Origin of the sequence: Devosia nitrariae (genome assembly GCF_030160115.1) — a bacterium.
GTDB lineage: Bacteria > Pseudomonadota > Alphaproteobacteria > Rhizobiales > Devosiaceae > Devosia > Devosia nitrariae.
In genome coordinates, this window is sequence record NZ_BSNS01000007.1 from 737231 (window position 1) to 758391 (window position 21161).

Consider the following 21161-nt stretch of genomic DNA (forward strand, 5'->3'; position numbering starts at 1 on the left):
GAATGCTGCATGAGCGATCTTATCGCCGATCCCTTTCAGGTTCCTCAGAATTGGGCAGCATGGTTGTGATCTCGATCAATTCGAGGCCGAGGCGCGCCGTGGTCTGCCCGATGATGGTATCGAGCCAGGGCCTTCCCGCGACCAGTGTGTCTCCTGGTACATATTGGAGGAGCCGCGTGACGAAGACCGAACGCCCGAGCGCCTCCTCGGCCACCGCCAGGGCGTCGGCGAGCTTGAGGCCGTCAGCGAGCGGCGTTGCCGCTGTGCAGCCGGTGCGGTGGTCGTGCGCAGCGATGGCCTCGAGCGCATCCTCCGGCAGCCGGCCGGCGAGCGCGCCGGCCGTGATCAGGCCGTGCCGGCTCCAGTCGCCGTCGACGGCGAAATAGTCGAGGTCGTGGCAATAGCCGGTGGCGCGCCAGAGTTCGGCAGGCGCGCCTAAACGCTTGGCGAGTGCCGCCATCAGGTCGCCGACGAAGAGGCAATGGCGCACGAGGCGGGTGCCACCGAGCCGCCGGTCCAACAGGTCCCGCGCTTCCGCCGCAGTCAGCATCGCACCTGGCGCCCCTAACCTGCTTTGGGCCGCGCCCCGAACAGGACCGAGCCCAACCTTACATGTGTTGCGCCCATGGCGATTGCTGTCTCGAAATCGCCGCTCATGCCCATGGAGAGCTGTTCAACCCCCGCGGCGCGCGCCAGCTCCGCCATATGGGCGAAATACGGTCCCGGTGGCTCCGCCTCGGGCGGGATGCACATCAGCCCGACGATATCGAGCCTGTGTACCTGCCGGCAGCGCTCGACGAACGCCACCGCTTCATCGGGCGCAATTCCGGCCTTTTGCTGTTCTCCGCCGATGTTGACCTGCACGAAGCAAGGCAGGTTCCTGCCGGCCCGCTCCATCTCGTCCCTGAGGGCGACGGCGAGCTTGTCACGATCGACCGTCTCGATGACGTCGAACAGCGCCACGGCCTCGCGCGCCTTGTTGGTCTGCAGCGGACCGATGAGATGCAATTCTATGCCATCATAGGATGCCCGCAATCCCGGCCATTTGCCCTTTGCCTCCTGCACCCGGTTCTCGCCGAACACAAGCTGTCCCGCAGCCAGGTAGGGTGCGATCGCTTCGGCAGGAAAGGTCTTGGAGACGGCAACGAGCGTGACTGCCGCGGGCGGCGGACCGAAGCGCTTTTGCGCCTTGGTGATCCTCGCCCGGATCGTCTCGAGCCGTTCATTTGCTCTCGCGGCCGCCTGCTCCACGCTTTCGCCCTGTTGCTGTTGACCAATCGGGTGTTTTCTGATGATGGTCGCTAGCCAAAATCCCCACAGAACGCAAGGAATGGCGGCTGTTTTGCGCCTTTCCAGATAATCTTCGAGGACGAGACGTGAGCGTCGAACGCTACAACCCGCGCGAAATGGAGCCCCACTGGCAGAAAGTGTGGGAGGATCGGCAGTCCTTTGTCGTCCGGCACGAGGATCCGCGCGAGCGCTACTACGTCCTCGAGATGTTCCCCTATCCGTCGGGCCGCATCCATATGGGCCATGTGCGCAACTATGCGCTTGGCGACGTGGTCGCGCGCTACCAGCGCGCCAGGGGCAAGAACGTGCTGCATCCCATGGGCTGGGACGCTTTTGGCCTGCCCGCCGAGAACGCCGCCATCGAGCGCGGTCTCAATCCGGGCGTGTGGACCCGGCAGAACATCGAGGCGATGCGCGCGCAGCTCAAATCCATGGGCCTCTCGCTCGACTGGACGCGCGAGGTCGCGACCTGCGATCCCGAGTACTACAAGCATCAGCAGGCGCTGTTCCTCGACATGCTCGAGGCCGGCCTCGTCACGCGCAAGCAGAGCAAGGTCAACTGGGACCCGGTCGACATGACCGTGCTCGCCAACGAGCAGGTGATCGACGGCAGGGGCTGGCGCTCCGGCTCGACCGTCGAGCAGCGCGAGCTGACCCAGTGGTTCTTCAAGATCTCCGATTTTGCCGAGGATCTGCTGACCGCCCTCGATGATCTCAACGAATGGCCGGACAAAGTGCGCACCATGCAGCGCAACTGGATCGGAAAGTCGGAAGGCCTGCGGTTGCTCTTTGCCTTGCAGCCGAACGAGAAGACCGCCGCAACCAGCATTGATGTGTTCACCACGAGGCCCGACACCATATTCGGCGCTTCGTTCATCGCGGTCTCGCCCGATCACCCGCTGACCGAAGAGCTCGTCAACGCCGACCCGGCGCTCGCCGAGTTCGTTGCCGAATGCCACCGCCACGGGACGGCGACAGAAACGCTTGAGAAGGCCGAAAAGCAGGGCTACTTCACTGGCCTCAACGTCGAGCACCCGGTCAAGCCCGGCCAGACGCTGCCCGTCTACGTCGCCAATTTCGTGCTGATGGATTACGGCACCGGCGCCATTTTCGGCAGCGCCGGCCATGACCAGCGCGACCTGGAGTTCGCCCGCAAGTACGGTCTGCCCGTCATTCCTGTTGTCCTGCCGCCCGGCGCCGATCCCGAGACCTTCACCATCGGCGACGAGGCCTATACGGACACCGGCACCATCTTCAATTCCGCCTTCCTCGATGGTCTTTCCATCGAGGAAGCCAAGCGGACTATTGCCGATCATTTTGCCTCTCTGCGGGTCGACGGCCGGCCGCAGGGCACGGTCGAGGTCAACTATCGCCTGCGCGACTGGGGCGTTTCGCGCCAGCGCTATTGGGGCAGCCCGATTCCGGTCATCCATTGCGAGGTCTGCGGCACCATACCGGTGCCCAAGAAGGACCTGCCGGTGGTGCTGCCTGAAGACGTGACGTTCGACAAGCCGGGCAATCCCCTCGACCACCATCCGACCTGGAAGCACGTCGACTGTCCGCAGTGTGGCCGCCCCGCCCGGCGCGAGACCGACACTATGGACACGTTCGTCGACTCCTCCTGGTACTTCATTCGCTTCACGGCACCGCATGCCGATACGCCGACGCTGCCGGAAGAGGCCAATGCCTGGATGCCGGTCGATCAGTATATCGGCGGCGTCGAGCACGCCATTCTGCACCTCTTGTATTCGCGGTTCTTCACCCGAGCCATGCGTATGACCGGCCATATAGGCCTCGATGAACCGTTCAAGGGCATGTTCACGCAGGGCATGGTCACCCACGAAACCTACAAGTCCGACGACGGCAGGTGGCTTTCGCCGGAAGAGGTGCGGGTGGAAATGGGCGACGGAGATCGCCGGGCAACGGAGATCGCGACCGGCAACCCGGCTCAGATCGGTTCGATCGAGAAGATTTCCAAATCCAAGCGCAACGGCATCGATCCGGACGAGATCCTCAAGACCTATGGCGCGGATACCGCCCGTTGGTTCATGCTCTCGGATTCCCCGCCCGAGCGCGACGTGCAGTGGACCGAGGCCGGCGTCGAGGGCGCCAGCCGCTTTCAGCAACGCATCTGGCGGCTGGTGACGGAAACTATCGCGATCAGTGAACAATTCGCGGAGATTGTACCAGGTTCGCATGACGAAGACGCCTTAGCCCTGCGCCGCATCGTTCATCGCGCCGTCAAGCACGTCGGTGAGGATATCGAGGGTCTACGCTTCAATCGCGCCGTTGCCCAGATCTACGAGCTCACCAATGCGCTGACCCGCTGCTATATAGGTCTGGTCTCGCCGGCGCCACAAGCGCGCTGCGCGGCCCTGCGCGAAGGGGTTGAGCACCTGGTGCAGCTCATCGCGCCGATGATGCCGCACCTGGCTGAGACTTGCTGGGAGGCCCTGGGCCTGGAGGGGCTGGTCGCCGATGCGCCCTGGCCGATCGTCGATCCGGCGTTGCTGGTCGATGACACCGTCACTCTGCCGATCCAGATCAACGGCAAGCGGCGCGCCGAAATCACCGTCGCCAAGGGATCTCAGCAAAAGACCGTCGAAGAACTGGTGTTGTCACTGGAGCCGGTTGCCCGCATGCTGGAAGGCAAATCGGTCAAGAAGATCGTGGTCGTGCCGGACAGGATCGTCAATGTCGTGGTCTAATCTCTTCCTGCGAAAGGCTTTTCTCGGCCTTGCCCTGGCATCGGCCGCAGTGCTGCCCGCCTGCACCATGGCGCCGGTCTATTCCGACCCTCAAACGGTCTCGCAGCAGCTCGCCTTCACTTATGCCGAGCCCAACTCGCGGCTCGAACAGATCGTCTATCAGGACCTGCGCCTGCGCTTCGGCGAGTCACAGGCGCCTGACGCGCGCGAGCTGCGCGTATCGATTTCGGCCGGCGGCAGTCGGGAGGCGCTCTCCGATACTGCCAATCCCAATGACACAAAAAGAGTGACGGCCACCGCACGGCTGACCGTTATGCCGCCAGCGGGCAGCGGCAGGGCTCCGGTGACCATCATCCGCACCGCTATGGCCAACTACACCACCAATGCGCAGGCGTTCGCCGCGCAGGAGGCGCTGGTCGAGGCGCAGGAGCGCGCCGCTCACGCCGTTGCCGAATCGCTGCGCCTGGCGCTTCTCGCCGGCGCCACCCGCTAACCATGACTGCCCTCAAGGCCAACGAGGTGGCCCGCTACCTGCAGCGACCGGATCTCGACGAGGGCATTTTCCTCGTCTATGGCCCCGATACCGGCCTCGTACGCGAGACGGCCCAGAAGCTGATTCGCTTCTATGCCGGTGACGATCCCCAATCGGCCAGTATCGTCACTCTGGAAGCCTCCGACGTCGACGCCGACCCCTCAATTCTCGCCGTCGAAGCCAAGACTCTTTCCCTCTTTGGCGGCCGCCGCATCGTGCGCGTGCGTGGCGCAGGAAAGAGCCTGGTGATGACCCTTTCCGAGCTCCGGGACGATCCGGCAGGCGCCGTGATCGTGCTCGAGGCCGGCAATCTTACGCCTCGCGATGCCCTGCGCGCATTGGTCGAGGCGGCGCGGCTTGGCCGCGCCCTGCCCTGCTACGCCGACAGCGACGAGACGCTGGCCGCGCTCGTCCGCGAGACCCTGGCAACCGCGGGTATCACGGCGGATCCGGATGTGATCGCCATCTTGCGGGACATCCTCGGCAACGACCGCGAGGTCACCCGGCGCGAGTTGGAGAAGCTGACGCTCTACGCCGCCGACAGCAAGACGCTGACCCGGGAAGACGTGCTGACGCTTTGCGCCGACAACGCAGCCCTCGTCATCGACAGCATTCTCGATGCGGCCGGCACCGGGCATGCCGAGCGGCTCGAAACCGCGCTCAATCGTGCGCTGGGCTCCGCCGTCGATCCGCAGCGTCTTCTCATTATGGCCATGAGCCATTTTTCCAACCTGCGCCGCTGGCGCGGCGAGGTCGACGCAGGCAAATCCCCCCGCGACGTGTTGAACGCCCTTCGGCCCAAGCCCCACTTTTCCCGCCTCGCCAGCCTCGAGCGCCAGCTGCGGCTGTGGACCGATCCCGCCCTCGCCGCTGGATGCGAACGTCTCCATCAGGCCAGCGAAGACAGCCGCCGCCGATCAGCGCTCGCCGACGCTGTCCTGCGCCGCGCCTTGCTGGCGGTTTGCATGATGGCGGCGGCGAACTGAAATCGTTTCACGTGAAACGCGTGAGCGATGGTGCGGCAAGGGGCGGAGGAGGGGAAGAGTCTGTCGCAAGGACTACGTTGAAGCTTCGGCACCGCGACAACTACAAACGCGATGTGAGCTGGGGGTTAGGGATTGGAGATCAATGTCTAGCTCGCCGAACTTCTCACCGAGAAACCGCGCTTAATTCACCACTTTCGTCAGCCGCGAGCAGATACCATCGAGCTGCTCCAGCGTCTTGTAGCGGATCTCGAGCTTGCCGCCATTGGTGCTGTGACTGACTGACACCGACAGGCCCAGCGCATCCGAGAGCTGGCGCTCGAGCGCCACGGTATCCGCATCCTTACCTTCCGGCTCCACCCGGCGTTTGGGCGCTATGTCCCGCTTCTGGCTCAAAGCCTCGGCTTCACGCACGGAGAGCCCGCGCGAGACGATCTGCTCGGCGAGTGCCGCTGGATCGGCGGCGGTGATGAGCGTGCGCGCATGACCAGCGGTGAGCTCACCGCCGGCGACCATGCCCTTGACTGTTTCCGGCAGCTTCAGCAGCCGCAGCGTGTTGGCGACATGCGAGCGGCTCTTGCCGATGACCTGCGCCAGATCCTGCTGCGTATACTCGAACTGCTCGATGAGCTGCTCGTAGCCCAGCGCCTCTTCCAGCGGGTTGAGATCGGCGCGCTGCACGTTCTCGATGATGGCGAGCTCGAGCGCCTCCTTGTCGTCGACCTCGCGCACGATGACCGGCACTTCGTGGAGGCCCGCCCGTTGCGCTGCCCGCCAGCGCCGCTCCCCCGCGATAATCTCGAAGATGTTGGGGTCGTTCGACGGCCGCACCAGTAGCGGCTGCATGACACCCTTTTCGCGGATGGAGTTGGTCAGCTCCTCGAGCTGCTCGTCATCGAAGGAGCGCCTCGGATTGGCCCGGTTGGCGGTGATGAACTCGACCGGCAAGCGCCGCACACCGCCGCTCTCGACCACACGCCCGCTCGTTTCGAGCGTCGCCATGTCTCCAATGAGAGCCGCCAGGCCCCGGCCGAGGCGGGAAGGTTTGTCAGTCATCATTTCAGGTCCTCAGGCCGCATGCAGTTGCCGCTCGCGCCGGATCACCTCGGTGGCGAGCCGAAGATAGGCTTGGCTACCGGCGCATTTGAGATCGTAAAGCAGGGCCGGCTTGCCATAGCTCGGCGCTTCCGAGAGGCGCACATTGCGCGGTATGACGGTGTCGTAGACGAGGTCGCCCATCTCCTGGCGCACATCCTGCAGCACCTGTTCGGACAGGTTGTTGCGCTTATCGAACATGGTCATCACCACGCCCTGGATGGACAACCGCGGATTGAGCGTCGAACGGATCTGCTCGATGGTCTGCAGCAGCTGGCTGAGGCCTTCGAGCGCGAAGAACTCGCATTGCAGCGGCACCAGCACAGCATCCGCCGCCACCAGCGAGTTGACCGTCAACAGGTTGAGCGAGGGCGGACAGTCGATGAGAATATAGGTCACCTGCTGGCCGTTGACCGTCAACTCATTGAGCCGCTTGAACGAATCGCGCAAACGAAAGGCACGGTCCGCGTGCGCGGCAATGGTGAGCTCGACCCCGAGGAGATCCATGGTCGACGGCACGATCGCTACATTTGGCACGCTGGTCATCACCGCAGCCTCGGCGACCGTCGCCTCGCCGACCAACAGGTCGTAGGCCGATACCTCACGATCCTGGCGCGATATGCCAAGGCCCGTCGAAGCATTTCCCTGCGGATCGAGATCGACGATCAGCACGCGCTCGCCGATGGCGGCAAGGGCCGTCGCGAGGTTGATGGCGGTGGTGGTCTTACCCACACCGCCCTTCTGATTGGCGAGAGTCAGGATACGGGGCGCCAATACGGCCTCCGGAGTTGTCTAACTATCTGGTTTTCAAGCGCAAATTCTTGAGCTCGACGAGGACGCCGCGTTCGTCGGTGTCACTTTTGACCAATACCACGTCATGGTGCCACAGGGCACCCGATTCCACCAGTTCTTCAACATGTTCCCGCCCCTTGTGAAAGATGGCGCGTGTTGCAGGGCCGAAGAATGGCGCGGCCATGGCGCAGAGACGTGTGAGACTGGCCAGCGCCCGAGAGGTAATGACGTCGACCGATCCTGTTTCACGTGAATCAATTTCCTCCACCCGACGAGCTTTCACCCGCACATTGAGGCCGAGCTCGCGTGCGACCGTGCGCAGAAAGCTCGCCTTGCGGGTCGTCGGCTCGACAAGGATGAATCGTCGGTCCAGTCCCTTGCTGGCAATGGCCAGAGGCAGAGCGGGTAATCCGCCACCGCTGCCGAGGTCGAGAATGGTGCGGTCGGCCTCATCCAGGAGTTTCAGCACCTGCAGACTGTCGGCAAAGTGCCGCGTCCACACCTCGGCCAGCGTTTCACGTGAAACAAGATTCTGTATCCTCTGCCATTTCTTCAGCAGCTGAGCATAGGATTCCAGATCCGCAATCACGTCCTTCTCGTTTCGGGCAAAGTATGGGGCGTAGGCCGCGATCGCCGCGTGGTCGCCGGGGGTCATCAGCTGGCCTTACGCAGGCCGCCACGCCGTATGACCGAGAGCAGCAGGGTGATCGCCGCCGGCGTCACGCCGTCAATGGCTTGCGCCTGGGCAATGGTGGCGGGCCGCCGCTCGTGGAGCTTCTGGCGCATTTCCATGGAAAGACCAGCTATGTCCTCGTAGTTTACCCATTCGGGTATTTCGCGCATTTCATCGCGCTTGACCGCTTCGACGTCGGCCCTCTGCCGGTCGAGATAAACGGCATACTGCGCATCGACCGTCAGCTGTTGGAGGATCCCCGGTTCAATAGCGGCAATCTCCGGCCAAAGCCCAGCTACCTGCTGGCTGCTGACTTCAGGATAGGAGAGCAGTTCGAAGGCTGAGCGCTGCTTGCCGTCTGCATTGACCGCGATCCCGGCCTTGCGAGCTGCGCTCGGAGTTGCGGACAAGGTGCGCAGCAGCTTCCCGCCTGTCGCGAGCTTGGTTGATTTTTCGTTAAAGGCCGCTGCCCGTCCGGCATCGACAAGCCCGGCCGCGATTCCGATCGGCGTCAGCCGCTGATCCGCGTTGTCTGCTCGCAGATGCAGTCGGAATTCGGCGCGCGACGTAAACATGCGGTAGGGCTCGGAGACGCCGCGTGTCGTCAGGTCGTCGACCATGACGCCGAGGTAGCTTTCGGTCCGCGACAGCACAAGCGGCTCGGCGCCCCTGGCAGCAAGTCCGGCATTAGCACCGGCCAACAGACCCTGCGCGCCGGCCTCCTCATAGCCGGTGGTCCCGTTGATCTGGCCGGCGAGGTAAAGCCCGGGTAGGCGCTTCATCTCCAGGGTTGCCCGGAGTTCTCGTGGATCGACATGGTCGTATTCGATGGCATAGCCCGGCCGCAGGATGCGCACAGTCTCGAGCCCCGGCATGGACTTGAGGAAAGCCTCCTGCACTTCGGCCGGCAACGAGGTGGAAAGCCCGTTGGGATAGATCGTCGGGTCGTCGAGCCCTTCGGGCTCCAGGAAGATCTGATGGCTGTCCCGATCGGAAAAGCGCACGATCTTATCTTCGATCGACGGACAGTAGCGGGGCCCGCGGCTCTGGATACGCCCCGAATACATGGCCGAACGGTGCAGGTTCTCGGCAATGATCCGATGCGTCTCGGCCGTGGTGCGGGTCACGAAGCAGGAAACTTGCTGCGTGGTGATCGCCGTCGTCAGCATGGAGAAGGGCTCGGGCGGAAGATCGCCGGCCTGCTCCTCGAGGCCGGTAAAATCGATGCTGCCAGCATCGAGCCGTGCGGGCGTCCCGGTCTTCAGGCGACCTAGCCGCAGGCCTAGCGCCTCAAGGCGCACGGACAGCCCGAGCACGGGCTTCTCGCCGGCCCGTCCGGCCGGTACCGTCTCTTCGCCGCGATGGATCAGGCCACGCAGAAACGTTCCCGTGGTCAGAACCACCGCACTGGCTGAGATACGCCGCCCGTCGAGGAGGATGGCGCCGGCGATCCGGCCATCCTCGACAATGAGATCATCGACCTCACCTTCCATGACATCCAGGTTGCGCTGAGTAGTGATCGCGGCCTGCATCGCCTTTCGATAGAGCTTACGGTCAGCCTGGGCACGAGGCCCCCGAACCGCCGGTCCCTTGCGGCGGTTAAGCACGCGAAACTGTATGCCCGCCTGGTCGGCCACCCGTCCCATCAGCCCATCGAGCGCGTCGATCTCGCGCACCAGATGCCCCTTGCCGAGGCCGCCGATGGCGGGATTGCAGCTCATCTCACCGATAGTCGCGAACTTATGGGTGATGAGCGCGGTCGGCGCGCCGAGGCGCGCAGAAGCCGCCGCCGCTTCGCAACCGGCATGACCTCCGCCCACTACAATGACCGCATAGTCGCTCATGAGATGCCCGATCTGAGAGAGCCAGCGGTTTAGGCCAATGTTTCACGTGAATCAACAGTACCCGCGGGTCCCGGCTGTTTCACGTGAATCATTTGCCTATGCAAAAGCTCGTGAACAGCCGGTCAAGGACCCGTTCGGCATCCAACCGGCCAACCAGCCGCTCCAGTGCCTGCGAGGCTTCTCGCAGCGATTCGGCTGCGAGTTCTGGCGTGTCCAGCCTCTGCTCGCCCCTGGCAATCGCTGCCTCCGCCGCCATTACCGCCGATCGATCACGCTCGTGACTCAAGAGCGCTGGCTCGCCTTGTCCCGAAAGAGCGCCGGAAAAGCTGGCCATTCGCTCGGCAAGAGCATCCAGGCCTCCTTGTTCGGTTACCGATACGGCAAGGTCCGCCTGCTGGGACGGATGCCCCAGATCGGCCTTTGTCGCCACGCGCCAGATCGGAGCCGCCACCTCCGGCGGTTGTTCGTCCGTCACCACGTCCGGGGCCATCAGCCACAATACCAGGTCGGCACGGGCGATCTCCGCGCGCGCCCGCCGAACGCCTTCGGCCTCCGCCTTGCTGTCGGTCACGCGCAAGCCCGCCAGGTCGACAAGAATGACCAGTTGTCCACCAAGATCCACCGGCACTTCGCGCACATCGCGCGTCGTACCAGCCTCGTCGGTGACGATGGCGACGTCTGATTTGGCCAACGCATTGAGAATACTGGATTTCCCGACATTGGGTGGTCCTGCAAGCGCGACGCGAACACCTTCTCGCACGATGCGGCCACGGGTAAGGCTGGCCAAGGCCTCAGCCAGGTCCGCCTTAAGTGCGGTAAGGGTCGCGCCGAAACGTTCAGGCAGTGCCTCCTCGACGTCGCCCTCGTCGGAAAAGTCGAGCCGCGCCTCGATTTCGGCCCTCAGGTCCAGAAGCGTCTCGCGCCAAGCATCGATGCGTTGGCTGAGACCGCCTTCGTAGCGGGCCAGGGCCTGGCGTCGCTGGTTCTCGGTCTCGGCTTCGATAAAATCGCCCAGCCCTTCGACCTCCGTCAGGTCGAGCTTGCCGTTCTCGAAGGCACGGCGGGTAAACTCGCCGGCTTCAGCCAGTCGTACGCCTTCCTCGGCCGTCAGCGCCCGCAGGATTGCGCGCACGCCTGCCGGCGACCCATGCACCTGCAGTTCGGCACATTCCTCGCCAGTAAAGCTCCTTGGAGCCGGAAAATAGGCCACCAGCCCGCTGTCGAGTTCGGTTTGTGCGCCAATGCGCATCAACGTCAGGCGACGCGCCTCCGGCACGCCGCCAGCGTGTCGATGCAGCAACTCCGGCACCGCCGGACCGGACATGCGGATGACCGCAACGCCCGACGGCAACGAGCCAGAGGAGAGCGCAACGATTGTATCGCCCTCGTGCATCAATCTGTCCTGATTGTCTCCGAACGGTAGCCGATCACTGCGGCTATGTGTTCATCGAATCGAAGAAGTCCGAATTGGTCTTGGTCTGACGCACCTTGTCCATCAGGAACTCCATGGCATCGATCGTGCCCATGGGATTGAGGATGCGCCGCAGCACGTACATCTTCTTGAGGATGTCCGGCTCGACCAAGAGCTCTTCCTTGCGGGTGCCCGACTTGGTGATATCGAGAGCGGGGAAGACGCGCTTGTCGGCGACCTTGCGGTCGAGAATGATTTCAGAATTGCCGGTGCCCTTGAACTCTTCGAAGATCACCTCATCCATGCGGCTACCGGTGTCGATCAGCGCCGTCGAGATGATGGTCAGCGACCCGCCGTCCTCGATGTTCCGCGCTGCGCCGAAGAAGCGCTTGGGGCGCTGCAGTGCGTTGGCATCGACACCGCCGGTCAGCACCTTGCCTGAGCTTGGCACCACGGTATTGTAGGCGCGCCCGAGGCGCGTGATCGAATCGAGCAGGATGACGACGTCGCGCTTGTGTTCGACGAGACGCTTGGCCTTCTCGATGACCATCTCGGCAACCTGCACGTGGCGGCTCGCCGGCTCGTCGAAAGTCGACGAGATGACCTCGCCCCTGACCGAGCGCTGCATGTCGGTCACCTCTTCGGGCCGCTCGTCGATCAAGAGGACTATGAGGTAGCATTCGGGATGATTGGTGGCGATCGACTGGGCGATGTTCTGCAGGATCACCGTCTTGCCGGTGCGCGGCGGCGCGACGATCAGCGCGCGCTGGCCCTTGCCGAGCGGCGCCACCAGATCGAGGATGCGCGCCGAGCGATCCTTGACCGTCGGATCCGGCAGCTCCAGGCGGAGGCGCGCCTCGGGATAAAGGGGCGTCAGGTTGTCGAAGTTGATCTTGTGACGGACGTTCTCCGGGTCCTCGAAGTTGATCGTGTTGACCTTGAGGAGCGCGAAGTAGCGCTCACCGTCCTTGGGAGAGCGTATCTGGCCTTCGACCGTGTCACCGGTTCTGAGGCTGAACCGCCGGATCTGGGAGGGACTGACATAGATGTCGTCGGGACCGGGCAGGTAGTTGGCGTCGGGAGAGCGCAGGAACCCGAACCCGTCGGGCAGCACCTCGACCACGCCTTCGCCTGTGATGTCCACCTCCTTGGCGGCCAGCTCCTTCAATATGGCAAACATCAATTCCTGTTTGCGCATGGTCGAGGCGTTCTCGACCTCGTTGCTCTCGGCGAACGCCAAGAGTTCTGCCGGAGACTTGGCCTTGAGCTCACTGAGCTTCAGATTCTGCATGTGGTGGATGACCCTTCAGGGAAATCTTTGTAAAGGCGGGAAGAAAATAAGGGGAGACAGCATCGGACGGGCGACCGGTTGACGTTCGATCACGCTCTTTCGACGATGCGTAGCCATCACATAACGTGTGCCTCCGCCGGTTTCAAGGACGAAACCGCCGCCGTGGCCAGATTCACGTGAAACAGCTCTCATGAGCCCCGCAGCGCCATCAGAACGGGCGCACGATCACGGCAATGACAATGCCGATCATGAGGAGGGTCGGCACTTCGTTGATTATGCGGAAATATCTCGCGGGCTTGTCGTTTCGATCCGCGGCGAAAGCCTTCCAGTGCCTGACGAGCAGTCCGTGATAGCCCGAAAGCGCAATGACCAACACCGCCTTCAGCCACACCCAGCCCTCGGTAAAGCTCACCGCCTGAAAACCGATCACCATCCACAGCCCGAAGATCCATGCGGCGATCATCGCCGGCGTGGTGATTGCGCGCAAAAGCCGTCGCTCCATCACCTTGAACGTCTCCGACTGCTTCGAGCCGATCTCGGCATCGGCGTGATAGACGAAGAGCCGCGGCAGATAGAGCAAGCCCGCCATCCATGCGATCACCGATATGACGTGCAGGGCCTTGACCCACTCCATCGCGCCTCACCCGTTCCTGACGATCTCGATCAGCCGCTCCACATGGGCGATCGGTGTTTCCGGCACGATGCCGTGCCCGAGATTGAAGATATGCGCGCGACTCGAAAAGGCGCTGAGTATGTCGTGAGCGCGCTCCTCCATCTGCCGCCCGCCCGCAACAAGCCGCAGCGGATCGAGATTGCCCTGCACCGCAATTTGCGCTGGCACGACCGAATCGGCAAAGGCCGGGGGCGTCGCTTGATCGAGCCCGACTACGTCGACCCCGGTTTCGGAAACGAACGCCCCGAGCATGCCGGCCGCTCCGCGCGGAAAGCCGATAATCGGCGCATCCGGCACGCGTGCCCGCAAACCCTCGACGATCCGGCGGTTGGGCGTGATCACCCGTTCGCGGAACGCCGCCTCGTCGAGATTCCCCGCCCAGCTCTCGAAGAGCTGCACGACATCGGCACCAGCCGCGAACTGGGCGGCGAGATACTCGATGCTGGCTTCGATGAGGATATCGATCAGCGCCGCGAAGGCCTCGGGCTCGGCAAGGGCAAAAAGCCGCGCCGCCGCCTGGTCCGGAGAGCCACGCCCGCCGATCATGTAGGTCGCAACCGTCCACGGCGAGCCACAAAAGCCGATCATGGTCTTGTCGGGGGAGAGCTCTGTCTTCACCCGGGAAAGCGTCTCGAGGACCGGCGCCAGGCGCTCCAACACCCGCTCTGGTTTCAAAGCTGCAATCGACGTGGCATCGAGGGGATCGAGAACCGGCCCCTCGCCCGTCTCGAAGCGCACCCCCTGGCCCAGCGCATCGGGAATGACCAGAATGTCGGAAAACAGGATCGCCGCGTCGAGATCGAAACGCCTTAGGGGCTGCAGCGTCACCTCGGCGGCAAGATCGGGCCGATAGCAGAGGTCAAGGAAACCTTCGGCCTTGGATCTGATCTGGCGGTACTCGGGCAGATATCGCCCGGCCTGCCGCATGATCCAGATCGGCGCTCGCTGCTGGCGCCTGCCCCTGACCGTGTCAAGGAGAGGTTTCCCCCTTGCCCCGGTCACGCGGTTCCTCCCCGTCCAAACCGATAAAAAGACTCTTCTTCTTTTATCTTTATCATCATGGCGGTGTTTTGCCGCAATTCATCGGCGCCCACAATCGCCGCCTCTGGTGACACAAGCGCGCAGCTCATGGTTAACACAGTGTGAACAACGTATCGGCTGAGAATGGGAGTGTGGCCGCAGACGCCCGCGTTAACGGGTCGTTAACCAATTCGTCGCCGTGGATGGCGCGTGAACGATCCTGTTCAAGATCTGTCGACGCGCCGACGGCCATCGAAAGGGTTTTCCCCGCACCTTTCCATAGCAGGTCACGAGTCAGCAGCCGGGCCGACCTGTTAACGCTTCGTTTACCAAGTCGAACAACTTTGCCACCTCGCCCAATCCATGCGCACAACCCACAGAGAGGGGCTTGAGGTCGTGGGAACAGTGTGGAAAACCATGGGCGAGATGCTCATCCTTGCTTCACAAAGTCCTGCGCGAAAGGCCTTGCTTGTCGGCGCCGGCCTCGATTTTTCCGTCGAGCCGGCGGTTGTGGACGAACGCGCCATCGAAGCTCGGGCGGACCTGCCCGGCGCCGACGCCCGCGATATCGCTTTGCTCCTCGCCGGCGCCAAGGCGCGTGCCGTCGCTTCGCGTCACCCTGGAGCCTTGGTGATCGGTGCCGACCAGACCCTGGCGCTTGGCCTCGAGGTTTTCCACAAGCCGGCCGATCTTGCCGCGACCGCCGCTCAGCTCGACCAGTTGCGCGCCAAGACCCACCGCCTGCACGCGGCCGTCGCACTGGTGCGCGACGACCTGCTGGTCTGGTCGCATGTCGAGACCGCAGAGTTGACCATGCGCGCCTTCAGTAAGGCCGAGCGCGACGAGGTTCTGGCGCTCGAGGGCGAGGCTATCCTCGGCTCGGTCGGCGGCTATCGCCTCGAAGGACCCTCGATTCGCCTGTTCGAGACGGTCACGGGCGACTATTTCACCATTCTGGGTCTCCCCCTGCTGCCCCTGCTCGCCGCGCTTCGCCGCTACGAGCCGCAGCTTTTCGCGAAAGCTGACGCGTGACCATCAGAGCCTTCGTCATCGGACATCCGATCGCCCATTCGCGCTCACCACTGATCCACGGCACGTGGCTCGGCGAGCACGGCATCGATGGCAGTTACGAGCCGATCGACGTTGCTCCCGAGGCACTCGGGGCCTTTATCGCCCGCGTGAGGGCCGGGGAATTTGCCGGCGGCAACGTGACCATTCCCCATAAGGAAGCCGTCTTTGCCCTTTGCGACGAGGTCGACCCGCTTGCCCGCAAGATAGGAGCGGTCAACACACTGGTGATGCGCGATGGGCGGCTCTTTGGCACCAACACCGACTATATGGGCTTTCTCGGCAACCTCGATGCGGGAGCGCCAGGCTGGTCGCAGGGCCTCGATGCCGCGCTCGTTCTGGGGGCAGGCGGCGCCGCCCGCGCCATCCTCGTCGCCCTGCAGAGCCGCAACATCCCGGTGATTCTCCTCAACCGGACGCGATCGAACGCGGAGCGTCTGGCTGGAGAACTCGGCGGCAACATAACCGTAGGGGAGATTGAGGACTTCAACACAGTCGGGCCCGGTGCCGGCCTCGTGGTCAACACCACCTCGATCGGTATGCACGCCAGCCGCTTCGAAGCGTTCGACCTTGCCGTCCTGCGGGCGGACACGCTCGTTACCGACATCGTTTATGTTCCGCTGGAAACACCTCTTCTGGCCGAAGCGCGGGCGCGGGGGCTGCGCACCGTCGACGGCCTTGGCATGTTGCTGCATCAGGCAGTGCCGGGGTTCGAAGCCTGGTTCGGCGTCAGGCCCGAGGTGACGCCGGCGCTGCGTGCCGCCGTCGAAACAACGCTCGGGTGTTGAGATGTTCCGCCTCGGCGTCACCGGTTCCATCGCCACCGGCAAATCTACGGTGCTCCAGGCCTTCGCCGATTTCGGCGCGAGAGTGTTCTCCGCCGATGCTGCCGTGCACGAGCTCTATGCCGGTCCCGCCGTGGCGGCGGTCGAAAGCCTCTTTCCTGGTGTGGCCGTCAATGGTGCCGTCGACCGCACCCGGCTTGCCGCCACCCTCAACGCGGCCCCGCAGCGCCTTGCCGAGCTCGAGGCCTTGATCCACCCGCTGGTGCGCGAGCGCATCGGCACATTCATGGACGCGGCCGAATCCGATGGTGCCCTGATCGCCGCCGTAGAGGTGCCGCTCCTCTTCGAAAGCGGCCACGACTATGGGTTCGATGCGGTCGCCGTGACCGTTTGCGACGCGGCCGCCCAGCGCGAGCGCGCCCTCGCCCGTCCGGGAATGACAGTGGAAAAGCTCGACACCATCCTTGCCCGGCAGATGCCCCAGGCCGAAAAGAGGAAGCGGGCCGCTTTCATCATCGACACCACCGGCCCCATCGAGGAAACTCGTCGTATGGTCAAAACGATCGTTGCCGACATCCAGGTGCGCCAGGCTCAGCAATGAATCGCGAAATCGTTCTCGATACCGAAACCACAGGCCTCTCGCCGGCCACCGGCGATCGCATGGTCGAGATCGGTTGCGTCGAGCTCATCAACCACATCCCGACCGGCCGCACCTTCCATGTCTACCTCAATCCCGAGCGCGACATGCCCGAAGAAGCTTACCGGGTTCACGGGCTGACCAACGAGTTCCTCGCCGACAAGCCCCTGTTCGCAAGTGTCGTCGACGAGTTCATCGCCTTCCTCGACGACGCCGTGGTCGTCATCCACAACGCCGCCTTCGATATCGGATTTATCAATGCCGAACTCGAAAGAGCGGGCCGGCCGGCGCTGACCAATACCGTCGTCGATACCGTGGCGCTTGCGCGCGAGATCAATCCGGGTGCTCGCGCCAGCCTCGATGCGCTCTGCAAGCTCTACGGAATCGACAATTCGCGCCGCACCTTGCACGGGGCGCTGCTGGACAGCGAGATCCTCGCCGACGTCTATCTGGAATTGATCGGCGGCCGACAGGTCGCCCTGGCGCTGGTGGCCGAGACCAGTATGTCGGCGACCGAAGCCTTTGCCGCCCGCGTGCCGGCGCGCCCGCGTCCGATCCCGCTCGAGCCGCGCATCACCCCGGCCGAGATCACAGCGCACGCCGCCCTTATCGACGCGATTGGCGCCGACGCGCTCTGGAACGCCTACGCGGAAAGCGCTGCGGCCTGAGGGCCGGCAGCGCATTCCGGGCTGAGGTTGTGGAATTGAGGCGAAAGTGCCCCGTGGACTAGGGGAGCCAGTAACAGTCCTGATCTAGTTCGGCTTCTCACCCGGAGTCGTGTCGCTGTTGGCGGGCGCGGAGGCACCGGCCTGCTGCTGGGCGGCGAGCTTGGCAAGATTCTGCCGGTAGATGGCGAAGAAGTCGACCGGCTCCATCATCAGCGGCGGGAATCCGCCCTGCTGCGTCACGCTCGCCAGGATCTGGCGGGCGAAGGGGAAGATGAGCCGCGGGCATTCGACCATCAGCAGCGTTGAAAGCTGGTTCTCGGGCACGTTGCGGACCCGGAAAACCCCGCCATAAACGAGCTCGACGTTAAAGAGCACCTGCTCGGCCCGGTTGGCCTTGGCGTTGAGGTTGAGCTCGACCGCGTAGACGTCGTCGTCCTGCTTCTTGACCGCGACGGAGATGGCCACGTTGAAGGCCGGATTGCCGCCTCCCAGCATGATCGAGCCGGGGGCGCCCGGGTTCTCGAACGAGAGGTCGCGGATATACTGGCCCATCAGGTTCATGCTGGGCGCCGCGCCCGCGGTATTGGCCGCTGCCGCGTTCGCGGTCTGGTTGTCGTCAGCCATGGAACTGTCCTTCGCTTCAGCCTGGATTTGGCCGCCTCGCTACCATCTTTGGCCCGCTGTCACAAGCCGAGCGGCCCAGTTGCGCTGAAAGCTAGCGCCGGTGCGCAGCGCGCGATCCAATTATTTCGGGCGATAGTCCTCGTCATCGAGATCGATGGTGCGCGGGCCTCTGACCCGCGGGTCCTGGGGAGAACCCGGGCCGGTATCCACCACCACGACCCGCCTTGCCAGTGCCCTGTAGATCAGCGTCCTGACCGGCGGCAGCAGCAGGGCAATGGCGGCGATATCGGACAGGAACCCCGGCAGGACCAGGAGGAGCGCGGCGAACCCGATCATCATCGCGTCGGCGACGGTGCGGCCGGGCAAGCGGCCGGTGCTGACGCTCGAGCGCATCTGCCCGACAATGGAAAGACCCTCGAGCCGCAGCAGGACGCCGCCCAATACCATCGCCGCAACGAGCAGCAGCAGCGTCGGCCAGAGCCCGATCGTCTGTCCCACCTTGATGAGGAGCGCGATTTCGACGAAGGGGATGAGCAGAACCGCGATGATAAGCAATCGTGCCAAGGCAGTTTCCTCTTGGGCTATGAACGATTGGGACTGCCCTCGCGGCAATTCGTCCAATCGTGAACTGGTTTCGGGGTGAAGCTTTGCCTATATATAGGCGGAGTTGGGCGCTCCGCGACCCGTATTCGCTCTAATCCTTGTCTCGAACCGGGTGTGTCTGGCCTTATGGACGAGTTCTTCGATCTTCCGACCCTCATCGTCATCGGCGTTGCCGTGGTGATCCTCTTCCGGCTGCGCTCGGTACTGGGCACCCGGACGGGCAATGAGCGCCCGCCGGTGGAGCGGCGCAGGCCCGAGGAGGGCAATGGGCGCGCCAGCGAAGAGACCGTGGTGCCGCTGCGACCCCAGGGCCGGCCGGCCCCGAGCCTCGACGATGAGCGCCGCGCCCGCAAGCTCGAGGCTGAGATCGAGCAGTTCTCCCACGGAGATGCCGGGCTCGCGACCAATCTCAAGGCCGTGGCTGAGGCTGACCCGACCTTCACGCCCAAATCCTTCCTCGAAGGGGCCAAGATGGCCTACGAGATGATCGTCACCGCCTTTGCCCAGGGTGACCGCACGACGCTCAAGAACCTCCTGGAAAAGGACGTCTTCGACGGCTTCCAGCGTGCGATCGCCGAGCGCGAAGCGGCTGGCCGTCGCGTCGACTTCACCTTTGTGGGCCTCCCCAAGATCGAGATCGCCGAGGCGGAATACGATCGCAGGGCGGTCAATGTCACCGTGCGCTTCTATGCCGAGGTGGTTTCAGCCACCTTCGAAAAGGACGGTCAGCTCGTCGAGGGTCACGCCGAGCAGGTGCAGAACATCGCCGACGAGTGGACCTTTACGCGCAATCCCAAATCGCGCGATCCCAACTGGAGGCTCCTGGCCACCAACCAGCTCGACTGACCTGGACCCAGTCGGGGCGGCGACGGCAATGGCGAGACGCGATCCCAAATCGCCGGTGCCCGATTTTCACCTATGGACTGCCGTCGCCGAAACCGTCGATCCCCTGCGCAAGCGGCGAACATTGCGCCCGCCGGCCGATCCCCTGCCGCTGCCTGAGCCGGCTGCCGCCGCCGACATCGCTCAATTGAAGCGCGCCAAGGTCAAGCACCCGACGCCTATTGCGATGCCTGCCTACCAGGCGCCGCCGAGCCGTCCGGTGCCTGAAACGGCCATCGAGCCGCGCTTGCGGCGGAAACTGCGACGCGGCCATGTCGAAATCGACGCCACCATCGACCTCCACGGCATGCACCAGGACGAGGCGCGTGCCGCGCTCAATCGCTTCATCCCCGCCCGCGCGGCCCGCGGCGACCGCACGGTACTCGTGATCACCGGCAAAGGCTTGAAGAAGACCGACGCCTTCGCCACCATCATCGTCGAGCGAGGTGTCCTGCGCTCCATGCTTCCGGTCTGGCTGTCCGAGCCGCATCTGGCCCCACTCGTGTCCGGTTGGAATACCGCTGCCCAGGCCCATGGCGGCGAGGGTGCGTTCTATGTCCGGCTGAGGCAATCGAGATGACCCCGCTCGGTGCCAAACTGCGGGCGTTGCGCGAAGAGCGCGGTGTTTCGTTGAAGGAAATGGCCGCGGCCTTGAATGTCTCGAGCGCCTATCTCTCGGCCCTCGAGCATGGCCGGCGCGGCCGCCCGACCGGCTTCATGCTGCATCGCATCATCTCGTTCTTCAACGTCATCTGGGACGACGCCGAAGAGCTGCAGCGTCTGGCCGAACTCTCCGATCCGAAAGTCACCATCGACACCGGCGGCATGACGCCCGAAGCCACGGAATTGACCAACCGGCTGGCCCGCGACATCGCGCGGCTGAGCGTGGAGGACCTGGTGTTCTTGCGCAATGAACTCGTGCGCCGCTCAGGAAAGCCGCGCAGCTAGCTCGCGCGACCGCAGAGGTCTAGACTGCTCCTTGAAGGAGATAACAATGCGTCAGTCCTGCGCGGCGGTCATCCTGGCCGCCTTGAGCTTTCCCTGCGCCGCCGAGGAACTGACACCCCAGGCGATTCGCGCCATGATCGCAGATGTCGGCGCTGACGCTGCCGTTCAGTGGCTCGATGAGGGCAATTCGCCCGGCAATGCCTGGGCACAGCTCACTGACAAAATCGAGAGCGGCGAAGCGGCCTGGCTCGACCTCGTGCCGCTGCTGAAGCCCGGCACCGATGCCGGCACGGCCGAGGACCTCGAGATCGCGCTCTCGCGGGCCCTGCGCGCCAACCCGCAAGGTGTGCTGGCACTGGTTGCCGCGGGGCACTACGCCCCGGTCGAAATCTGCACCGGCAATGAGATCGAAAACCCTCCGCTCGAAGCGGTCGCCGGTATCGACGCCGCGCTCAAGACTGTCGCCGCACTTCTCGATCCGGCGCTGCGCGAGGGGCGCAATGCGTGCCTCGCCGAACTCGGTAAGGCACGCATCGCCATTTTGGTTGGGGCGGCAAATCCCCTCGATTAGGAACTAGGTTGTAGTGACAATTTAGCTATTTGAGCCACAGCATGATGCTTGCGAGCTTGATGA

Annotated in this window: 23 protein-coding genes; 11 read left to right on the plus strand and 12 right to left on the minus strand. The window is 63.9% G+C overall.

Annotation, left to right across the window (positions count from 1 at the left end):
• Positions 1-19: 19 nt before the first annotated feature.
• Together QQK18_RS08930 and QQK18_RS08935 are read right to left on the minus strand one after the other, a co-directional pair.
• Positions 20-550, minus strand: coding sequence for an HD domain-containing protein (locus tag QQK18_RS08930; RefSeq protein WP_284339961.1), 531 nt, complete (start codon positions 548-550; stop codon positions 20-22).
• 14 nt (positions 551-564) lie between these two features.
• Positions 565-1251: a YggS family pyridoxal phosphate-dependent enzyme gene (locus tag QQK18_RS08935; RefSeq protein WP_284339962.1), complete on the minus strand. Its 687-nt coding sequence runs from the start codon at positions 1249-1251 to the stop codon at positions 565-567.
• 125 nt (positions 1252-1376) lie between these two features.
• Between QQK18_RS08935 and leuS the strand changes: the two genes are divergently transcribed.
• From leuS to holA, 3 genes are read left to right on the plus strand one after another with little or no spacing between them, the layout of a single operon-like run.
• Positions 1377-3998: a leucine--tRNA ligase gene (leuS, locus tag QQK18_RS08940; RefSeq protein ID WP_284339963.1), complete on the plus strand. Its 2622-nt coding sequence runs from the start codon at positions 1377-1379 to the stop codon at positions 3996-3998.
• The gene (locus tag QQK18_RS08945) at positions 3985-4491 is read left to right on the plus strand and encodes a hypothetical protein (protein WP_284339964.1); all 507 of its coding nucleotides are present in this window, start codon (positions 3985-3987) and stop codon (positions 4489-4491) included. The genes leuS and QQK18_RS08945 overlap by 14 nt, the downstream gene beginning before the upstream one ends.
• Before the next feature lie 2 nt (positions 4492-4493).
• Positions 4494-5516 (plus strand): DNA polymerase III subunit delta, encoded by a 1023-nt coding sequence (gene holA / locus QQK18_RS08950; RefSeq protein WP_284339965.1) that lies wholly within the window; start codon positions 4494-4496, stop codon positions 5514-5516.
• Between the two features lie 180 nt (positions 5517-5696).
• On the opposite strand, the gene QQK18_RS08955 is transcribed toward holA, so the two are convergent.
• The 8 genes from QQK18_RS08955 to hemE form a co-directional block, all read right to left on the minus strand.
• Positions 5697-6569, minus strand: a complete 873-nt coding sequence (locus QQK18_RS08955; RefSeq protein ID WP_284339966.1) for a ParB/RepB/Spo0J family partition protein — start codon at positions 6567-6569, stop codon at positions 5697-5699.
• Positions 6570-6581: 12 nt separating this feature from the next.
• The gene (locus QQK18_RS08960) at positions 6582-7382 is read right to left on the minus strand and encodes a ParA family protein (RefSeq protein ID WP_284339967.1); all 801 of its coding nucleotides are present in this window, start codon (positions 7380-7382) and stop codon (positions 6582-6584) included.
• Between the two features lie 22 nt (positions 7383-7404).
• Positions 7405-8055: a 16S rRNA (guanine(527)-N(7))-methyltransferase RsmG gene (rsmG, locus tag QQK18_RS08965; protein WP_284339968.1), complete on the minus strand. Its 651-nt coding sequence runs from the start codon at positions 8053-8055 to the stop codon at positions 7405-7407.
• On the minus strand, positions 8055-9917 hold the full coding sequence (gene mnmG / locus QQK18_RS08970; RefSeq protein WP_284339969.1) for a tRNA uridine-5-carboxymethylaminomethyl(34) synthesis enzyme MnmG: 1863 nt from the start codon (positions 9915-9917) through the stop codon (positions 8055-8057). The genes rsmG and mnmG overlap by 1 nt, the downstream gene beginning before the upstream one ends.
• 88 nt (positions 9918-10005) lie before the next feature.
• Positions 10006-11310 carry a tRNA uridine-5-carboxymethylaminomethyl(34) synthesis GTPase MnmE gene (gene mnmE, locus QQK18_RS08975; protein WP_284339970.1) on the minus strand — a complete coding sequence of 435 codons (1305 nt, stop codon included), beginning with the start codon at positions 11308-11310 and terminating at the stop codon, positions 10006-10008.
• 43 nt (positions 11311-11353) lie between these two features.
• Positions 11354-12619 carry a transcription termination factor Rho gene (gene rho, locus QQK18_RS08980; RefSeq protein ID WP_284339971.1) on the minus strand — a complete coding sequence of 422 codons (1266 nt, stop codon included), beginning with the start codon at positions 12617-12619 and terminating at the stop codon, positions 11354-11356.
• Between the two features lie 208 nt (positions 12620-12827).
• A complete protein-coding gene (gene hemJ, locus QQK18_RS08985) occupies positions 12828-13253 on the minus strand; it encodes a protoporphyrinogen oxidase HemJ (protein ID WP_284339972.1) in 426 nt (141 codons plus the stop codon).
• Between the two features lie 6 nt (positions 13254-13259).
• A complete protein-coding gene (gene hemE, locus QQK18_RS08990) occupies positions 13260-14294 on the minus strand; it encodes a uroporphyrinogen decarboxylase (protein ID WP_284339973.1) in 1035 nt (344 codons plus the stop codon).
• A gap of 435 nt (positions 14295-14729) precedes the next feature.
• Between hemE and QQK18_RS08995 the strand changes: the two genes are divergently transcribed.
• The 4 genes from QQK18_RS08995 to dnaQ are packed head-to-tail and all read left to right on the plus strand — an operon-like array spanning position 14730 to position 17470.
• The gene (locus QQK18_RS08995; protein ID WP_284339974.1) at positions 14730-15344 is read left to right on the plus strand and encodes a Maf family protein; all 615 of its coding nucleotides are present in this window, start codon (positions 14730-14732) and stop codon (positions 15342-15344) included.
• Complete coding sequence (locus QQK18_RS09000; protein WP_284339975.1) at positions 15341-16168, plus strand: shikimate dehydrogenase; 828 nt, start codon at positions 15341-15343, stop codon at positions 16166-16168. Before QQK18_RS08995 ends, QQK18_RS09000 begins: the two co-directional genes overlap by 4 nt.
• 1 nt (position 16169) lies before the next feature.
• Entirely contained in the window at positions 16170-16766 is a 597-nt protein-coding gene (gene coaE, locus QQK18_RS09005) for a dephospho-CoA kinase (RefSeq protein WP_284339976.1), read from the plus strand.
• Positions 16763-17470 (plus strand): DNA polymerase III subunit epsilon, encoded by a 708-nt coding sequence (dnaQ, locus tag QQK18_RS09010; RefSeq protein ID WP_284339977.1) that lies wholly within the window; start codon positions 16763-16765, stop codon positions 17468-17470. The genes coaE and dnaQ overlap by 4 nt, the downstream gene beginning before the upstream one ends.
• An 84-nt stretch (positions 17471-17554) precedes the next feature.
• On the opposite strand, the gene secB is transcribed toward dnaQ, so the two are convergent.
• Both secB and QQK18_RS09020 read right to left on the minus strand, forming a co-directional pair.
• Positions 17555-18094, minus strand: coding sequence for a protein-export chaperone SecB (secB, locus tag QQK18_RS09015; RefSeq protein WP_284339978.1), 540 nt, complete (start codon positions 18092-18094; stop codon positions 17555-17557).
• 120 nt (positions 18095-18214) lie between these two features.
• A complete protein-coding gene (locus QQK18_RS09020) occupies positions 18215-18658 on the minus strand; it encodes an FxsA family protein (RefSeq protein WP_284339979.1) in 444 nt (147 codons plus the stop codon).
• Positions 18659-18811: 153 nt separating this feature from the next.
• Here QQK18_RS09020 and QQK18_RS09025 point away from each other — a divergent pair, with 153 nt between their 5' ends.
• The 4 genes from QQK18_RS09025 to QQK18_RS09040 are packed head-to-tail and all read left to right on the plus strand — an operon-like array spanning position 18812 to position 21098.
• Positions 18812-19543, plus strand: a complete 732-nt coding sequence (locus QQK18_RS09025; RefSeq protein WP_284339980.1) for a Tim44/TimA family putative adaptor protein — start codon at positions 18812-18814, stop codon at positions 19541-19543.
• A 28-nt stretch (positions 19544-19571) separates the two neighbouring features.
• A complete protein-coding gene (locus QQK18_RS09030) occupies positions 19572-20159 on the plus strand; it encodes a Smr/MutS family protein (RefSeq protein WP_284339981.1) in 588 nt (195 codons plus the stop codon).
• Complete coding sequence (locus QQK18_RS09035) at positions 20156-20527, plus strand: helix-turn-helix domain-containing protein (protein WP_284339982.1); 372 nt, start codon at positions 20156-20158, stop codon at positions 20525-20527. The genes QQK18_RS09030 and QQK18_RS09035 overlap by 4 nt, the downstream gene beginning before the upstream one ends.
• A gap of 46 nt (positions 20528-20573) precedes the next feature.
• Positions 20574-21098: a hypothetical protein gene (locus tag QQK18_RS09040; RefSeq protein WP_284339983.1), complete on the plus strand. Its 525-nt coding sequence runs from the start codon at positions 20574-20576 to the stop codon at positions 21096-21098.
• The last annotated feature ends 63 nt before the right edge of the window (positions 21099-21161 follow it).

Bases quoted from the DNA above. Each gene is read 5' to 3' on its own strand.
- QQK18_RS08945 (WP_284339964.1), top strand. From the start codon at position 3,985: ATGTCGTGGTCTAATCTCTTCCTGCGAAAGGCTTTTCTCGGCCTTGCC.
- QQK18_RS08930 (WP_284339961.1), bottom strand. From the start codon at position 550: ATGCTGACTGCGGCGGAAGCGCGGGACCTGTTGGACCGGCGGCTCGGT.
- QQK18_RS08955 (WP_284339966.1), bottom strand. From the start codon at position 6,569: ATGACTGACAAACCTTCCCGCCTCGGCCGGGGCCTGGCGGCTCTCATT.
- QQK18_RS09030 (WP_284339981.1), top strand. From the start codon at position 19,572: ATGGCGAGACGCGATCCCAAATCGCCGGTGCCCGATTTTCACCTATGG.
- coaE (WP_284339976.1), top strand. From the start codon at position 16,170: ATGTTCCGCCTCGGCGTCACCGGTTCCATCGCCACCGGCAAATCTACG.
- QQK18_RS09040 (WP_284339983.1), top strand. From the start codon at position 20,574: ATGCGTCAGTCCTGCGCGGCGGTCATCCTGGCCGCCTTGAGCTTTCCC.
- QQK18_RS09035 (WP_284339982.1), top strand. From the start codon at position 20,156: ATGACCCCGCTCGGTGCCAAACTGCGGGCGTTGCGCGAAGAGCGCGGT.
- mnmE (WP_284339970.1), bottom strand. From the start codon at position 11,310: ATGCACGAGGGCGATACAATCGTTGCGCTCTCCTCTGGCTCGTTGCCG.
- QQK18_RS08995 (WP_284339974.1), top strand. From the start codon at position 14,730: ATGGGCGAGATGCTCATCCTTGCTTCACAAAGTCCTGCGCGAAAGGCC.
- rsmG (WP_284339968.1), bottom strand. From the start codon at position 8,055: ATGACCCCCGGCGACCACGCGGCGATCGCGGCCTACGCCCCATACTTT.
- holA (WP_284339965.1), top strand. From the start codon at position 4,494: ATGACTGCCCTCAAGGCCAACGAGGTGGCCCGCTACCTGCAGCGACCG.
- rho (WP_284339971.1), bottom strand. From the start codon at position 12,619: ATGCAGAATCTGAAGCTCAGTGAGCTCAAGGCCAAGTCTCCGGCAGAA.
- secB (WP_284339978.1), bottom strand. From the start codon at position 18,094: ATGGCTGACGACAACCAGACCGCGAACGCGGCAGCGGCCAATACCGCG.
- mnmG (WP_284339969.1), bottom strand. From the start codon at position 9,917: ATGAGCGACTATGCGGTCATTGTAGTGGGCGGAGGTCATGCCGGTTGC.
- dnaQ (WP_284339977.1), top strand. From the start codon at position 16,763: ATGAATCGCGAAATCGTTCTCGATACCGAAACCACAGGCCTCTCGCCG.
- hemJ (WP_284339972.1), bottom strand. From the start codon at position 13,253: ATGGAGTGGGTCAAGGCCCTGCACGTCATATCGGTGATCGCATGGATG.